Consider the following 15,054-nt stretch of genomic DNA (forward strand, 5'->3'; position numbering starts at 1 on the left):
GTTCAGAATACGTGGCGCATGCCGAGGGTGGCGACCAGTTGGCGCGTGGTCGTGGAGCGCGCGAAGGCGAAGATCTGCGCGTGCTGCGCGTCCCCGGCGGCTTGCTGGCCGATCACGGTCAATGCCACGTCCGTGCGCTTCGAGAGGAAATAGTCGGCCTGCAAGTTGACCTGATGCCACGCGGGCTTCTGGTTGATGACGTCGTACTTGCCGTCCGTGTAGCCGTACGCCGCGCCGAGGAACAGCGAAGGCGTCATGGTGTACACCACGTTCACGCCGAAGTTCTGCAAGTGCAGGTGCGAGTTGTCGAGGTAATCGTAATGGACATCGGTGAAAAGCGCTGCGAACTGGGCCTTGCCGATTGTGTAGAAACCACCCGTGCCGGCAATGCGCTGCTTCTTCGCGAACACCGAGGGATTGGTCGCGCTTTTATCGAAGATCAGGATGGGCGACGAATAATCGTTCGAGATCGCGCCGTCGGAATTCGTGCTGCTGAACGGATGGTTGTATTGCGCGTAGACCGCACTCCAGCGCAGCGGACCATGCTCGTAACCAATGCCGAAGCTGTAGGCGTTGTTGTCGCCGAAACCGGTTGAATTGCTGAAGCCGTAAATGGCCGTTGCCTTCAGCCCGCGATAATCGGGGCTCACGTATTTCACCGAATTCTGGATGCGGATGTCGTTGTAGCCGTTGTCGTTATCGCCAATATTCACGCCGTTGCTCGCAATGATCACCGGGCCAATGTAGTCGTGAATGGCGTCGTACTGGCGGCCGAGGGTCAGCGTGCCATACTTTTTATCCGATAGACCCACGGCGGCGAGGCGGCCGAACTCGCGGCCATTTTGCGCGGCCGTGCCGGTCATGATGTTGAATCCGTTTTCCAGCTGGAAGATCGCGCTCAAGCCGCCGCCCAGGTCCTCACGCCCCTTCAGGCCCCAGCGCGGATTCTGATTCGTGCCGCTCAGCGCCTGATACGCGTTGTGTCCGCCCTGGTTCGTCGCGAAGCCGATTCCCCCTGAAATCAGGCCATAGAGCGTGACGCTGCTTTGCGCATACGACGTGGCGGTGAACGCGCCGAGCATTGCGAGAGGAGCAAGCTTGAGTAGTTTCATGGTGGTCCGATGAGCGTGTGAAATGTGTTCGTCGCGCCTTTTTGGGTTCGTGGCGCCTGGCGAGTGCATCGGACTGTACAAAGCTGAAAACCATAAAAATAATTATGAATTTTTATGATCCCATCAAATGGATTTATACGAGGGGCGTGACGCATCCGCTTGGGCGGTGCGTTTTAGATCTTTAGACCCGCGCGGGTCTATGTGCCGCAGGTGTCATGCAAGGCGGCGTTGCGGGCTCGATCACCCCGGCAACGTCCCGCCTTCCGAAATCGGCTTCACGGTTGTCATGGTCCGCTCGGCGAGCACCGCGTCGCGCTTCGCCATCAAATGCGCGCGCATGATCTCGGCCATGCGCTTTCCATCGCGTGATTCGAGGGCTGCAATCATGGCTTCATGATCCCGGATCGCGCTGTCCCACTTCGTGGTCTGGAAATTCGAGCGGAACCGCAGCGCCTGCAACCGCCGGTTCACCGATACATACGTCTGCCGCAACGCGGAGTTCCGCGCGGCGTTGTTGATCTTGTCGTGGATAGCCTGATTGCGGCTGTAGTACCCGGAAAGATCGTTCTGCTCGCGGCAGGCGAGCATGGCGTAGTGCAACGCCTTGATGTCGCTGAGTTCGGCAGGCGTGATGCGCTCGCACGCGAGTTCCCCCGAAAACGCTTCGAGTCCGCCCATCAGTTCGAACGTCTCGCGAATCTCCGCGTCGCTCATCTGTGAAACCGATGCACCCCGGTTCGGCAGGATGTCGATCAAACCCTCCGACGCAAGGACCTTCAACGCCTCGCGCAACGGCGTGCGCGAAATGCCGAGCGTCTCGCACAGCGTGCGCTCGTTCAACTTCATGCCCGGCGCAAGCAGCCCTTCCACGATGAAATTGCGCAGGTGATCGACCACCGTGTCGTGCAGACGTTGCCGCTCGACTCTGGGAAGCGTGAATTCGCGATCCGCGACGCGATCATTTTGCATGCAATACCTCTAGTCATTCTGTTGACGCGATTTTACCGCGCCGCTCCCAGAAAACCCTAGGGACGGGTTTTCACCTAAGAAAAACAAGCATTTATCGCTTTCAGTCGATGCAACGCTGCGTTAGAGTATTTTGCATGCAAAATTCAAAGGACGCATCATGTTGAAGCTCGATTTCCATCCCGCCGGTCGCCATTTCCTGCAGATTCCTGGGCCGAGCCCCGTGCCCGACCGCATCCTGCGCGCGATGAGTTATCCGACCATCGACCATCGCGGGCCGGAATTCGGTGCGCTCGGGCTGAAGGTGCTCGACGGCATCAAGGCGATCTTCAAGACCGCGCAGCCCGTGGTGATCTATCCCGCGTCGGGCACGGGCGCATGGGAGGCGGCGCTCTGCAACACCCTCAGCCCCGGCGACACGGTGCTGATGTTCGAGACCGGCCATTTCGCGACGCTGTGGAAAAAAATGGCCGAAAACCTCGGACTCAGGCCGGAGTTTCTCGGTTTGCCCGGCATTGAAGGATGGCGGCGCGGCGTGCAGGCCGACCTGATCGAAGCCCGTTTGCGCGAAGACACGCAGCACGTGATCAAGGCGGTCTGCGTTGTGCACAACGAGACATCGACGGGCGTCACGTCGGACATCGCGGCGGTGCGCCGGGCGATCGACGCGGCGGCCCACCCGGCGCTGTTTCTCGTCGATACGATTTCCGGGCTCGCTTCAGCGGATTACCGGCATGACGAATGGGGCGTGGACGTCACCGTGTCCGGCTCGCAAAAAGGGTTGATGCTGCCGCCGGGGATCAGCTTCAACGCGGTATCGAAGAAGGCGATCGAGGCAGGCAAGACGGCCACGCTGCCGCGCGCGTTCTGGGCGTGGGATGAAATCATCGAGATGAACAAGAGCGGTTACTGGCCGTACACGCCTAATACGAACTTGTTATATGGCTTGTCGGAAGCGCTCGAGATGATTGGCGACGAAGGCCTCGACAACGTCTTTGCGCGTCACCAGCGGCTGGCGGCGGCGTGCCGCGCGGCGGTGAACGCGTGGGGCCTCGAGATCCAGTGTGCCGATCCGGCTGTGTATTCGCCGGTGCTGACGGGCGTGATGACGCCTGAAGGCGTGGACGCCGACGCGATCCGCAAGCTGATCTACGAGAAGTTCGACATGTCGCTGGGTACGGGACTCGGAAAGCTGAAGGGCCGCATGTTTCGCATCGGGCACCTTGGCGACTGCAACGACCTCACATTGATGGCGACGCTTTCAGGCTGCGAGATGGGTCTCAAGCTGGCAGGCGTGAAACTCGCGGCAAGCGGCGTGCTCGCGGCAATGGACTACCTGACGAACAACGCCGCGGCGCCCGCCTTGAAAGCGGCTGCCTGAGAATACGCCAGAGCGATGCTGACCCGATCCCCCGAAGCACTCGTCCAGCCGATCCACCTGATGCCGGAATCGGCCAGGGCCACGCTTTCTCCGCTCGCCGCGCGATTGCGCCGTGAGCTGAAAGGCGACGTGCTGTGCGACCGCGCGGCGCGCGGCCGTTATGCGACCGATGCGTCGATCTATCAGATCATGCCGATGGGCGTTGTCGTGCCACGCGACCAGGCCGACTTGCTGCTCGCGCTGGACATAGCGCGCGACGCCCGTGCGCCCGTGCTCGCACGCGGCGCGGGAACGAGCCAGTGCGGGCAGACGATTGGTGAAGCGCTGGTTATCGATACAAGCAAGTGGCTCAACAACATTGTCGATTTCGACGCCGAAGCGCGCACCGTGACAGTGGAACCGGGCGTGGTGCTGGATCATCTGAATGCGTGGCTCAAACCACATGGCTTGTGGTTTCCCGTGGATGTATCGACAAGTGCGCAGTGCACGATCGGCGGCATGGCGGGCAACAATTCGTGCGGCTCCCGTTCCATGGAATACGGGATCATGGTGCACAACATTGCGTCCATCGACGCCGTGCTGGCTGACGGTCATCAAGCGGCGTTCGGCGCGTTGAGCGCGATGTCTCCGGATGCGCGCATGCGCTCCCTGATTGAAGGCATACAACGCATCGCACAACGCGAACGCGATGAAATTCGCGAGCAGGTGCCGAAGGTGTTGAGGCGCGTGGCGGGCTACAACATCGATCTCTTCGATTGCCAAAGCCCGTTGCCCTTCAGCGCCAATGGCGAACCGAACCTCGCGCATCTGCTGGTTGGCTCGGAAGGCACGCTCGCGTTCAGCCGGCGCCTCACGTTGAAGCTCTGGCCGCTGCCGGAGCACAAGACGCTGGGCGTCGTGAATTTCCCGACGTTCTACGACGCAATGGACATGACGCAGCACATCGTCAAGCTGGGTCCGGTTGCGGTGGAACTTGTCGATCGCACCATGATCGATCTTTCGATGTCCAATCCGGCGTTTCGACCGGTCATTGAAAAGGCGCTGGTGGGTCAGCCGCAAGCGGTGTTGCTGGTCGAGTTTGCAGGCGCCGATAAAGCCGTGCAACTCGCCAAGCTTGCGCAGCTTGTTGAACTGATGGGCGATCTCGGCTTGCCCGGTTCGGTTGTCGAGATGCCCGAGGCCGCACAGCAAAAGGCCTTATGGGAAGTGCGCAAGGCCGGGCTCAATATCATGATGAGCATGAAGGGTGACGGCAAGCCGGTGTCGTTCATTGAAGATTGCGCGGTGCCGCTCGAGCATCTCGCGCAGTACACAACACGTCTTACCGAGGTCTTTCACAAGCACCATACCGAAGGCACGTGGTACGCCCATGCGAGCGTGGGCACGCTGCACGTGCGGCCGATTCTGGACATGCGCCGCGACGGCGCGCAAAAGATGCGCGCGATCGCGGAAGAAGCGTCGGCGCTGGTGCGCGAATACAAGGGCGCTTATTCGGGCGAACACGGCGACGGTTTGTGTCGTGGCGAATGGGTCGCATGGCAGTACGGACCCCGAATCAATGAGGCCTTCCGCGAGATCAAGACGTTATTCGATCCCGAGAACCGCATGAGTCCGGATCGCATCGTGAACCCGCCGAAGATGGACGACGCGAGCAACTTCCGTTTCCCGCCGTCGTACCGTGAACGGGCGCTCAAGACGCAACTCGACTGGTCGCAATGGAACGTGACGCGTGATCCGCTGACCGGCGACGAAACGCCGGAGGGTACTGGCGACGACCGCACCGGCGGTCTCGCGAAAGCGGTCGAGATGTGCAACAACAATGGCCATTGCCGCAAGTTCGATGCAGGCACGATGTGCCCGAGTTACCGGATCACAAAGGACGAGCAGCATGTGACGCGTGGCCGCGCGAATACGTTGCGGCTCGCGATCAGCGGGCAACTCGGCGACGAAGGGCTCGCAAGCCAGGACGTGAAAGACGTGCTCGATCTGTGTGTGTCGTGCAAGGGCTGCAAGCGCGATTGCCCGACGGGCGTCGACATGGCGAAGATCAAGATCGAGGCGCGCGCTGCGTGGACCTTGAAGAACGGATTGCGCTTGCGCGATCGGCTGGTGGGATTCATGCCGCGTTACGCGCCTTATGCGAGCCGCGTGCCTTCGTTGTTCGGTTCGGTGGAACGTCTGCCGCGGGTCGCCGGCTGGCTCAAGACGCGTCTTGGCCTTGCGCCTGAACGCGCGTTCCCGAAGTTCGTTGCAGCGTTTTTATCGACGGCTGAACAGCCTTTGCCGCCCTCGGTCAATGGCAAGGAAGTGCTGCTGTTCGTCGATACTTTCAACAACTACATGGAGCCGGACAATGCACGCGCGGCCAAGCAGGTGCTGGAGGCCGCGGGTTATACCGTCCATCTGAACCTGAAAGACGGCGAACGTCCGCTGTGTTGCGGACGCACGTTTTTGTCGGCGGGAAAAGTCGATGAAGCGAAAGCCGAAGCGCGCCGCACGCTCGATACGCTGCGGCCGTTCATTGAACGCGGCGTGCCTGTCGTGGGTCTCGAACCTTCGTGCCTGCTGTCATTTCGCGATGAATTCCTCGACTATGGCTATGGCGAGGAAGCGCGCAAGCTCGCGCAGACATCGTTCCTGTTCGAAGAATTCCTGGTGAAGGAAAAACAGGCGGGGCGCTTGCGGCTTTCGTTGAAATCGATCGCCAATCCAAAGGCGCTCGTGCACGGCCACTGTCATCAAAAAGCATTCGATGTATTTCGCCCGGTTCAGGCCGTGCTTGGCTGGATTCCTTCGCTGGAAGTGCAGGTGATCGAATCGTCGTGTTGTGGAATGGCTGGCAGTTTTGGCTATGAAGCAGAACACTACGCGGCGTCCAAAGCGATGGCCGAGTTGTCGCTCCTGCCTGCCATACGCAAGGCGGCAGGCGCGCTGATTGTTGCCGACGGCACCAGTTGCCGCCATCAAATAGCCGACGGAACGAATGCGAAGGCAATGCACGTTGCCCGCGTTCTTGCGTCCGCGCTAAAGAATTCTTGAAAGCCGGAATCGCTTCGTACACATAGCGGACGTATTCAGAAGTTCGCGCACTGGAGACAAGCATGACACGACCGCGCAAGCCCAGGATTCGCAGCACCGCTGCCATACCCAACCACTAAGGCTTTTCGAAGTTCCGGATGCAGTTCGCTTCAGGCGCTCCAGGGCGTCGCGATGAAGCACGCACTAATCAAGGAGACGATGATGTTCCGTCGAGCTACGACGCGCGTTTTGCTACTGCTGTGCGCCATGTATTTCATCACGTATGTCGACCGTGTAAACGTCAGTACCGCGGCCTCGCAGTTCGGCGCGGAACTGCATTTGTCGCATACGCAGATCGGTTTTGTTTTCTCTGCATTCGCTTATCCGTATCTCGTGTTCCAGATCATCGGCGGATGGGTTGGCGACAGGTTCGGGCCGCGTCGGACACTCGCTGTATGCGCCGTGATCTGGGCGGGCGCAACGGTCATGACGGGACTGTCCGGCGGGTTCATATCACTGATCATTGCGCGCTTGCTGCTTGGACTGGGCGAAGGTGCGACATTCCCGACCGCCACGCGCGCCATGTCGAACTGGATGCCCGCCGATAAACGCGGCTTTGCCCAAGGCGTCACGCACGCGGCATCGCGCATTGGCAACGCCGTTGCGCCGCCGTTGATCGTGTGGCTGATGATTGCGACAAGCTGGCGCGGCGCGTTCATTGTGACGGGGATCGTGAGCTTTCTTTGGGCGGTCGTGTGGATCTTCTATTTCCGCGATAACCCGCGCGAGCACAGCGCCATTACCGACGCCGAGTGCGAGACGCTTTCATCGTTCTCCGGCGTGAAGCAGAGAACGCCCGTGCCGTGGCGTGCGTTGCTCGGACGCATGGCGCCGGTCACGGCCGTCTACTTCTGCTATGGCTGGGTGTTGTGGCTCTTCCTTGGATGGATTCCGCAGTACTTCCTTCACAACTACCACATGCAGTTGGGCAAGTCCGCGCTCTTTGCTTCAGGCGTTTTCTTTGCGGGCGTGCTGGGCGACTGGCTGGGTGGATCGGTGACGGATCGCATCTTGCGGCGCAGTAAGAACCTTCGCCTCGCGCGCAATGTGATGGTCGGCGTGTGCATGTTGCTGACGCTGCTTTCGCTTGCGCCAATCATGCTCGTGTCCAACATGTCGATCACGTTGGCGGCACTGTGCCTGAGCGGCGGCTTTTTCTTCAACGAAATGACGATCGGACCGATGTGGGCCGTGCCCATGGACATCGCGCCGAAACACGCGGGCACCGCCAGCGGCATCATGAATTCGGGCTCGGCGTTGGCTGCGATCATCAGCCCGGTTGCAGGCGGGTTTCTTATTGATCGGACGGGGAACTGGAACCTGCCGTTCACGGTATCCATGATCCTGATGGCGGTTGGCATCGTGCTCTCGTTCACCATGCGGCCGGACCGGATGCTCGCGGACGTACCCGCCGGCGGCGAGAACGCCGAGCCGCTGCGCAAGTTCGTATAAAAGGAGACGACGTGACTGACGCTTCCATTCGAGTCGAGCGCGACGAGACCATCGCTACGGTTGTCATCGACCGGCCAGCGAAACTCAACGCGATGACCAAGCCGCTCTGGCAAGCGCTGGGAGAAACCATCGACACGCTTTCCGCCGATGACACCCTGCGCTGCATCATCCTTCGTGGCGCGGGCGAGAAGGCGTTCTCGCCGGGCAACGATATAGCGGAGTTTCGCACCGACCGGTCCAACGTGGAACGGGCGCGTGCGTATGGCGCGATCATGCATCGCACGCTGGCGTCGCTCGATGCGTGCCGCCATCCGATCGTCGCGATGATTCACGGAATATGCGTGGGCGGCGGACTTGAAATTGCCGCAATGTGCGACCTGCGCATTTGCGGCGAATCGAGCCGCTTCGGTGTGCCAATCAAGAACCTGGGCCTCGTGATGGCGCATGCGGAACTGGACGCGCTCGTGCAGCTTGCCGGCCGCGCCGTGGCGCTGGAGATATTGCTCGAGGGCCGTATCTTCGATGCGCAAGAGGCGTTCGCGAAAGGCCTCGTTACCCGGATCGTTCCCGACGATCAGGTGACAAACGAGACGCTGGCAACCGCACGCCGTATTGCCGATGGTGCTCCGCTTGTCGCGCGCTGGCACAAGCAGTTCGTCAAGCGCGCAATGAACCCGGCGCCGCTCACCGACGCAGAACGCGATGAAGGTTTCGCGTGCTTTGGCACGGAAGATTTCCGCACCGGCTATCAGGCCTTCCTCGACAAGGTCAAACCGGAATTCAAGGGGCGTTGATATGGCAGAACACGAAACATCCGATAGTAAAAGCCCTGGCCCGCTCGCCGGCATGCGCGTGATCGAACTCGCGCACATCATGTCCGGACCCATTTGCGGCATGATGCTCGCCGACATGGGCGCGGACGTCATCAAGGTCGAAAAGATTCCCGGTGGCGACGATTGCCGCCGCTTCGCGCCTATTCTGGAAGGCGGCGAATCGGCGTCGTTCATGATCGTGAACCGCAACAAACGCGGTGTCGCGATCAACCTGAAAACCGATGGCGGACGTGAAGTGCTGCGCAAGATGCTCGCTACGGCCGACGTGGTCACGGAGAACTATCGGCGCGGCACGATGGAAAAACTTGGCATGGGTTACGAGGCGCTAAAGGCTGACAATCCCGGGCTGATCTATTGCGCGATATCGGGCTTCGGGCGCAGCGGTCCGATGGCCGATAAAGGCGGCTTCGACCTCATCGCGCAAGGCATGAGCGGTTTGATGAGCATGACTGGCGAACCGGGACAGGCGCCGATCAAGGCCGGTTCGCCCGTGACCGACATCAATGCGGGCATCCTCGCGGCGCTTGGCATTTGCGCGGCGTATGCGGGCAAGCAGAGAACTGGCCTGGGGCAGATGGTCGACACATCGCTGTTCGAAGCGGGTTTGCAGCAGATGTATTGGGCCTTCGCCAACTATTTTGCCGACGGCACCGTGTTGCCGAAAGCAGGTTCGGCGAATCCAACGAGCGCGCCTTATCAGGCGTTTCGCACGAGCGATGGCTGGGTGAATATCGGTGCGGCGAACCAGAGCAACTACGAGCGCCTGGTCGGCGCGCTGGATATTCCGGGCCTGGCTGACGACGAGCGTTTCAAGACCAATGCCGGGCGCATGAAGCATCGCGGCGTGCTGGTGGAGATCCTGACGAACCGGCTGATCGAGCGGACAACAAGCGAATGGCTCGCGATGTTCGATGCAATCGGCTTGCCGTCGGGTCCGGTGCTTGGCGTGCCGGAAGCGGTCGCGCACGAGCAGGCGCTGGCGCGCGGGATGATCGTGGAAACGACGCATCCGCTAGCAGGGCGAATGCGCGGCCTGGGTCTGCCGATTCATTTCTCCGATGGCCGCACGCAATCCCCCGTGCCCGCGCCGCTTTTGGGGCAACATACGTGGGAAGTGCTGCGCGAATACGGTTTCTCCGATGAACGCATCAGTGCGCTGAAGGACGAGGGCGCGATTCTAGGCAGCGATATAACGGTCTGAGCGCGGCAAAACCCTAAAACGACAACGGATTGACGCCAGCCGACACAGCGGGCCGGCTGAGCGAATACGCGGTTCTGTTCGCGAATTCCCGGTGCTAAGCTACGCGGTGTTCAAAGCCGCCGTTTTACCCGGGAAACGTGAACCTCATGCCTCTTTCGATCGCGCAAAGCAAAGCCGTGCCGCTGCGCAGCGTCACGCAGATTCTCGCCGCCATGCTTTGCTTTGCGTTGGTCGATGCTCTCGCGAAGTCGCTCAGCCTTCGCTATCCAGCGAACGAAGTGACCTTCTTCCGGATGGTTTTCGGCCTGCTGCCCGCTATCGTCATAAGCCTTCAAAGCAGCAAACCGCTGGCGCGACGCTTGATGAACCTTGACATCAAGGCGCAGACGCTGCGGGCGATCACCTTGCTTTGCGCGCTTGGACTTTTCTTTGCTGGCTTGCCTTATGTGCCGTTGAGCGAGGCCGTTGCCATCGTCTATTCGGAGACGATTTTCGTGATCGTGCTGGCCCCCTTGCTGCTTAAGGAAACGTTGAGGCGGCGCGATGCGGGCGCGGCGGCCATCGGCTTTATTGGCGTGTTGCTGGTCGTGCGTCCGAGCAGCGATCAGACGAGTTGGCTTGGTCCGTTGCTGTTGATTCTCAGCGCGATATTCGGCGCGTTGTCGATCTTGCAGATCAAGCGGCTTCGCGCAAGCGATGACTCCGGCGTCACCGTGCTTTACTTCACTTTGATTGGCGCGGTGGTCAGCGGCTTCTCGCTGATGTTCGCCTGGACGCCGCCGACGCTGGATTCGCTCGCAATTCTGGCGCTGGTCGGCGTTCTCGCCGGCACGGGTCAATTGCTGATGACCATGGCTTTCCGCCAAGCCGATGCGAGCGCGCTCGCGCCGTATAACTACACGAGCATTGTGTGGGCCGCGATCTTTGGCTACGTGGCGTGGGGTGAGACCATAGGCATGGTGTCGCTTGCCGGTATTGTGCTGATTGTAGGGAGTTCCATAATGGTTGCTATCCGGCGCCAGCAGGCCGATGGTCCCATTGTTTAAAGCAATTTAAATCAGTCCCTCCGCGGCCATCGCGTCGAGACAATCCTCCGGGCCACCCACGACAATACGTGCTGAACACGCAAGCATGAGATTGAACCTCAAGTCGAAATCCTCGACCACAAAGCCGTTGGCGCAATAAGAAGCGCCGCCGTCTGTTCTAATCGATACGCGCTCGATCAGCGTGCGGTTATCGCCGGTGTAAGCCCATATTGGTTTGCCTAGCGCGGCGGCAAATCCCACCTCGAACGCGGTGCCGCTGTCCGGCTCTCCAGCGCCGCGGAAGTCGTTGAGATTCGCCATGACAATATCCGCCGAACGGATCGCTTCCATGTTTGCGCGGCAAATCCATTGCGCCTTGCCGAGATGATCCAGCTCGCCGGGAACCTGCCCGTCAAGCGGATACAAGCCTATCGTCCCGCGCGACTGGCACATCGCCTTGAGCGTCTCGCCGTGACTCATGGCGTCGGAACGGAAAACGTCGAAACCGGCAAGATAGATGCGCGGCTTCGCCGCTGCCAGCTCGATAGGAAGCGGCGCGGGCGCAAAGTGCCCCTCGCGCACTTTGCGCCGGACCCGGTTCAACTGTTTGTGAACCGATGCCACGAGCTTGCCCGTGCGCATCGCAATCTCCTCGACGCTCAGGCCTTGGTCGACCAGTTCGACTAACGACAGTTGTTTTTTGGTGGGGCCGCGCATTGTTCTCCTCAGCACCGCATGGGCAAGCAATTCCTGACAGGGGCGTTAGTAGAAACGCGAAGCTTTCGTGAGTCAAGCCATACCAGCGTGGCTGGCGGAATTGGACGTGCATATTAACGGCTCAAGATTATCGCATTCACGCCGATAACCCCGATAACGCGTAATCGAATCTAAACACGATCCTGCCTCGAAGAAGACGGCCCGGTTAAAATCCGCCGAGCCAGGTTAGAGGCGATTCACCACTGATTCACTTGGCTTGACTGGTTATCGGGTGTTAAGCAAGCTTAGAATACGTGCATGCGCGGGCCATGTTTTGCGGCAGCCCGGCATGCGTCAACGGGGCAGTTCGGGGATTAATAAAGACCGCCTGCGTTATTTGTTTGATAGACAGATATTGAACACACCGATTGAGTCCATGGCAGGCAGAAGCTGCGATGCCGACGTGGCAAAAGCAGTCGCGCAAAAAAAGCGAAGATCCATGGATAACAAATTAGCGCCGTTCAGTTTGCCTCGCTGGCGGTTCACAACGTGGTTGTGCCATTCCGGCCACGACGTACCGGACGACATACGGGTTGCGTTGATCGGAAGTCTTTTTGGCACCCTGCCTATTTTTGCCGGCGGCGTTCTCAATACCATCGCCGTTTCGATCGCCATCACCTTGAGGGAACCCACGCCGGCGTTCATGGCGTGGGTAATTATGGAAGTGCTGCTGTGCGGCACGCGCCTGATCCTTTTGGTCGCGGCGCATCGGGCCGCGCGACGCGGACAGCCGACTTACACAGATGTCTACTTGCTTCTAGGCGTGCTGTGGGGCGCAAGCGTTGGCTATGGCGCGTTCATCAGTATCCTGAGTAACGACTGGATTGCCGCGACGCTTTCCTGCCTGTCGGCGGCTGCCATGGTGGGCGGAATCTGCTTCAGGAATTTCGGTGCGCCGCGGCTCGTCGCCATCATGATTTTGTTGTCGCTGGGTCCTTGCTGCATTGCCGCCGCAATGTCCAAAGAACTTATCCTCACGCTGACGCTGATTCAGATACCTTTTTATCTGGTGGCAATGAGCATTGCCGCGTTCCGTCTTAACGGACTGCTCGTTTCCACCATGAAAGCTGAAAGGGAAAACGATTATCGCGCGCGGCATGACGCACTGACCGGTTTGCCCAATCGCGCGGGATTGATCCATGCATCGCAGACACGGTACAAGGCGGTGCCGGGCAAGGGCGGAAAAGTCGCGGTGCTCTACATTGACCTGGACGGTTTCAAGCCCGTCAACGACCAATATGGACACGAAGCCGGCGACCTGCTGCTCGTGATGATCGGCGGGCGTCTGAATGCGCTGAAAGGTCCGGACGACATGGTGTTTCGTATAGGCGGCGACGAATACGTGGTGACCATGAGCGTGCCGGATCGCAATGACGCCGCTGCGTTTGCGGACCGGCTGATCAACGAAATGTCGGCGGCGTTCGCGTTGACGTCGAGCGTCTCGGTCAATGTTGGCGCGAGCATTGGCGTGGCGCTCGTGCCGGATCACGGCTTCGACGTCCTGACCGCGCTCAACGCCGCCGATAAAGCCCTGAACGTCGCCAAGGCAATGGGCAAGGCGCGCTGGAGCCTGGCGGCTTAGCGCGTCCTGTTCGCGCTATCGTCTTTCGGCTGGCGCGGACCGGCCGCTCAGCCAGGAGATATCCACGTGCAGCAATTCGGCTAGACGCTGGCAATCGGCGTTACGCGGCAGTGTAATTCCTGCGCGCCACAGCGCAACGTCGCCCTCGGTCACGCCAAGCGATTTCGCCACGCGCTGCGAAGTCAGTCCCGAGCGCTTGATGGTCATGTCGAGTCGTGCGGCAAATGCTCGGCCCAGGCGCTGGCCGCCGCTATGTTCGATGCTGTCGCTGACGTGGTGGTCGGTGAGAGTGTGTGCGTTCATGAATGCGCAAAGCCATGGGCGGTTACGGTGTTCGAACGGGGAACTCTACGTGATGAAAGAGTCGTGCTGGTGACATTACATTCGCTTTCACGGACGAAATGTTTTCAGGCGCACACAACAATAGAGATGCATGAATGCCAAGAGGCGCCAGGCATATTTTCTTGACGGTTTGATGGCAAACGCACATTGAACCGGTTTTTTTCGGAGTTTCCGTAATCCTGACCGCCGGCATCATGAACGGCCCGAACCTTGCTGCAAAATAAACTTCGGCTCGTACGCCAATCAGGGAGAAACGCATGTCAGTAAATTACGGGGTGCTCAAGGGCACAATAACCGGCCATCTTCGCAATGCCGACGACGACCACTACCAGATCCTCGTTCATGGCGGCACGACGGTTTTTCGAATTGCATCGAACGTGAAATCGTCGGCGCCCCACGCGCCATCAACCGTGTTGTTTGAAGAACTGGATACGCTGCCCGATAAATTCTTGAGCGAGTTGGGCGCGCTCGCGCCGGGCTTCACCAAGTTGCCCTCCAGGCCCGGCGGACTGGCAATCGACTACGTTCGCGGCGGTCTTGTCGATACGAAATCGATGAAACCCGTGCCGCCCGACGCACCCGGCGTGAACAACGACCTGAAAGACAAACTGGAAGACGCGGTGGTGACCGCAATGGCCATGGAGGGATCGATTGTGTATGCGTTCGGGTCGCGATGGGGTCCCGAACAAGGCAAGCCGGATCAGTATTTCCACTTCGTTCCCGGCAACGGCGTTCACGATATCCACATGAACCAGGGCAACGGCGGCCAGTACGCAGGGGACAACGGTGCATACCAGGACGGCGCGCTGATGATTGCGTATCCGAACAATACATGGCGCGCGTTTTTCTTCGCGTTCCAGTCGCAAACCTTTGATACGGATGCGAACGGAAATCCGGCGAAAGCCTAGACCTTCTTCAAATAGCAGGCCTTGAGCATGAAGCTGCCGGCGTCCATCTTGCAGTCGACTTCATGGTCGCCGCCAACAAGCCGGATGCTTTTTACCTTCGTGCCGACTTTCAGCGTGATCGACGAGCCTTTGACTTTCAGGTCCTTTATCAGGACCACCGAATCGCCGTTGGCAAGTACGTTGCCGTTCGAATCCTTGACGACGGACGTTTCGTCGTCGTCGGGGGAAGCCGCTTCAGTTGCGGACCATTCGTGACCGCAGTCCGCGCAGATGATGCGCTCCGCGTCGGCGTAAGTGTTTTCCATCGCGCAGAGTGGGCAGGGTGGGAGTGTAGGCATGATTCCTCAAATAATCGTGACAGTCGATGCCGTGCGAACGCGTTTTGAAACGCGAACGGAACCGCTTCGAAAGGTGGGAT

Annotated in this window: 13 protein-coding genes; 8 read left to right on the forward strand and 5 right to left on the reverse strand. The window is 59.8% G+C overall.

Features of this window, described 5'->3' with window-relative positions:
* Nucleotides 1–2: 2 nt before the first annotated feature.
* Entirely contained in the window at nucleotides 3–1,112 is a 1,110-nt protein-coding gene (locus tag ACRWA7_RS01390) for a porin (protein WP_438390749.1), read from the reverse strand.
* A gap of 240 nt (nucleotides 1,113–1,352) precedes the next feature.
* Nucleotides 1,353–2,081 carry a GntR family transcriptional regulator gene (locus ACRWA7_RS01395; protein WP_438390750.1) on the reverse strand — a complete coding sequence of 243 codons (729 nt, stop codon included), beginning with the start codon at nucleotides 2,079–2,081 and terminating at the stop codon, nucleotides 1,353–1,355.
* Nucleotides 2,082–2,238: 157 nt separating this feature from the next.
* On the opposite strand from ACRWA7_RS01395, the gene ACRWA7_RS01400 reads away from it, so the two are divergent.
* The 6 genes from ACRWA7_RS01400 (at nucleotide 2,239) to ACRWA7_RS01425 (ending at nucleotide 11,069) form a co-directional block, all read left to right on the forward strand.
* On the forward strand, nucleotides 2,239–3,459 hold the full coding sequence (locus tag ACRWA7_RS01400; RefSeq protein WP_438390751.1) for a pyridoxal-phosphate-dependent aminotransferase family protein: 1,221 nt from the start codon (nucleotides 2,239–2,241) through the stop codon (nucleotides 3,457–3,459).
* Between the two features lie 15 nt (nucleotides 3,460–3,474).
* Nucleotides 3,475–6,498 carry an FAD-binding and (Fe-S)-binding domain-containing protein gene (locus ACRWA7_RS01405; RefSeq protein ID WP_438390752.1) on the forward strand — a complete coding sequence of 1,008 codons (3,024 nt, stop codon included), beginning with the start codon at nucleotides 3,475–3,477 and terminating at the stop codon, nucleotides 6,496–6,498.
* 198 nt (nucleotides 6,499–6,696) lie between these two features.
* The gene (locus ACRWA7_RS01410) at nucleotides 6,697–7,989 is read left to right on the forward strand and encodes an MFS transporter (RefSeq protein WP_438391025.1); all 1,293 of its coding nucleotides are present in this window, start codon (nucleotides 6,697–6,699) and stop codon (nucleotides 7,987–7,989) included.
* Nucleotides 7,990–8,000: 11 nt separating this feature from the next.
* The gene (locus tag ACRWA7_RS01415) at nucleotides 8,001–8,783 is read left to right on the forward strand and encodes an enoyl-CoA hydratase/isomerase family protein (RefSeq protein ID WP_438390753.1); all 783 of its coding nucleotides are present in this window, start codon (nucleotides 8,001–8,003) and stop codon (nucleotides 8,781–8,783) included.
* A 1-nt stretch (nucleotide 8,784) separates the two neighbouring features.
* Nucleotides 8,785–10,023, forward strand: coding sequence for a CaiB/BaiF CoA transferase family protein (locus tag ACRWA7_RS01420; protein ID WP_438390754.1), 1,239 nt, complete (start codon nucleotides 8,785–8,787; stop codon nucleotides 10,021–10,023).
* A gap of 146 nt (nucleotides 10,024–10,169) precedes the next feature.
* A complete protein-coding gene (locus ACRWA7_RS01425) occupies nucleotides 10,170–11,069 on the forward strand; it encodes a DMT family transporter (protein WP_438390755.1) in 900 nt (299 codons plus the stop codon).
* Between the two features lie 6 nt (nucleotides 11,070–11,075).
* On the opposite strand, the gene ACRWA7_RS01430 is transcribed toward ACRWA7_RS01425, so the two are convergent.
* Nucleotides 11,076–11,765, reverse strand: coding sequence for a nucleoside 2-deoxyribosyltransferase (locus tag ACRWA7_RS01430; RefSeq protein WP_438390756.1), 690 nt, complete (start codon nucleotides 11,763–11,765; stop codon nucleotides 11,076–11,078).
* Nucleotides 11,766–12,243: 478 nt separating this feature from the next.
* On the opposite strand from ACRWA7_RS01430, the gene ACRWA7_RS01435 reads away from it, so the two are divergent.
* A complete protein-coding gene (locus tag ACRWA7_RS01435; protein ID WP_438390757.1) occupies nucleotides 12,244–13,386 on the forward strand; it encodes a diguanylate cyclase domain-containing protein in 1,143 nt (380 codons plus the stop codon).
* A 15-nt stretch (nucleotides 13,387–13,401) separates the two neighbouring features.
* Here ACRWA7_RS01435 and ACRWA7_RS01440 read toward each other — a convergent pair whose 3' ends face one another.
* The gene (locus tag ACRWA7_RS01440; RefSeq protein ID WP_060856458.1) at nucleotides 13,402–13,689 is read right to left on the reverse strand and encodes a transcriptional regulator; all 288 of its coding nucleotides are present in this window, start codon (nucleotides 13,687–13,689) and stop codon (nucleotides 13,402–13,404) included.
* 296 nt (nucleotides 13,690–13,985) lie between these two features.
* Between ACRWA7_RS01440 and ACRWA7_RS01445 the strand changes: the two genes are divergently transcribed.
* On the forward strand, nucleotides 13,986–14,636 hold the full coding sequence (locus ACRWA7_RS01445) for a DUF2278 family protein (RefSeq protein ID WP_438390758.1): 651 nt from the start codon (nucleotides 13,986–13,988) through the stop codon (nucleotides 14,634–14,636).
* On the opposite strand, the gene ACRWA7_RS01450 is transcribed toward ACRWA7_RS01445, so the two are convergent.
* Complete coding sequence (locus ACRWA7_RS01450) at nucleotides 14,633–14,974, reverse strand: zinc ribbon domain-containing protein YjdM (RefSeq protein WP_060856456.1); 342 nt, start codon at nucleotides 14,972–14,974, stop codon at nucleotides 14,633–14,635. The two genes, ACRWA7_RS01445 and ACRWA7_RS01450, sit on opposite strands and share 4 nt — an antisense overlap.
* Nucleotides 14,975–15,054: the final 80 nt, after the last annotated feature.

It is taken from the genome of Caballeronia sp. DA-9 (genome assembly GCF_051615025.1).
GTDB classification, from domain to species: Bacteria; Pseudomonadota; Gammaproteobacteria; order Burkholderiales; family Burkholderiaceae; genus Caballeronia; species Caballeronia sordidicola.

Bases quoted from the DNA above. Each gene is read 5' to 3' on its own strand.
- ACRWA7_RS01440 (WP_060856458.1), bottom strand. From the start codon at position 13,689: ATGAACGCACACACTCTCACCGACCACCACGTCAGCGACAGCATCGAA.
- ACRWA7_RS01435 (WP_438390757.1), top strand. From the start codon at position 12,244: ATGGATAACAAATTAGCGCCGTTCAGTTTGCCTCGCTGGCGGTTCACA.
- ACRWA7_RS01395 (WP_438390750.1), bottom strand. From the start codon at position 2,081: ATGCAAAATGATCGCGTCGCGGATCGCGAATTCACGCTTCCCAGAGTC.
- ACRWA7_RS01390 (WP_438390749.1), bottom strand. From the start codon at position 1,112: ATGAAACTACTCAAGCTTGCTCCTCTCGCAATGCTCGGCGCGTTCACC.
- ACRWA7_RS01400 (WP_438390751.1), top strand. From the start codon at position 2,239: ATGTTGAAGCTCGATTTCCATCCCGCCGGTCGCCATTTCCTGCAGATT.
- ACRWA7_RS01420 (WP_438390754.1), top strand. From the start codon at position 8,785: ATGGCAGAACACGAAACATCCGATAGTAAAAGCCCTGGCCCGCTCGCC.
- ACRWA7_RS01405 (WP_438390752.1), top strand. From the start codon at position 3,475: ATGCTGACCCGATCCCCCGAAGCACTCGTCCAGCCGATCCACCTGATG.
- ACRWA7_RS01430 (WP_438390756.1), bottom strand. From the start codon at position 11,765: ATGCGCGGCCCCACCAAAAAACAACTGTCGTTAGTCGAACTGGTCGAC.
- ACRWA7_RS01450 (WP_060856456.1), bottom strand. From the start codon at position 14,974: ATGCCTACACTCCCACCCTGCCCACTCTGCGCGATGGAAAACACTTAC.
- ACRWA7_RS01410 (WP_438391025.1), top strand. From the start codon at position 6,697: ATGATGTTCCGTCGAGCTACGACGCGCGTTTTGCTACTGCTGTGCGCC.
- ACRWA7_RS01445 (WP_438390758.1), top strand. From the start codon at position 13,986: ATGTCAGTAAATTACGGGGTGCTCAAGGGCACAATAACCGGCCATCTT.
- ACRWA7_RS01425 (WP_438390755.1), top strand. From the start codon at position 10,170: ATGCCTCTTTCGATCGCGCAAAGCAAAGCCGTGCCGCTGCGCAGCGTC.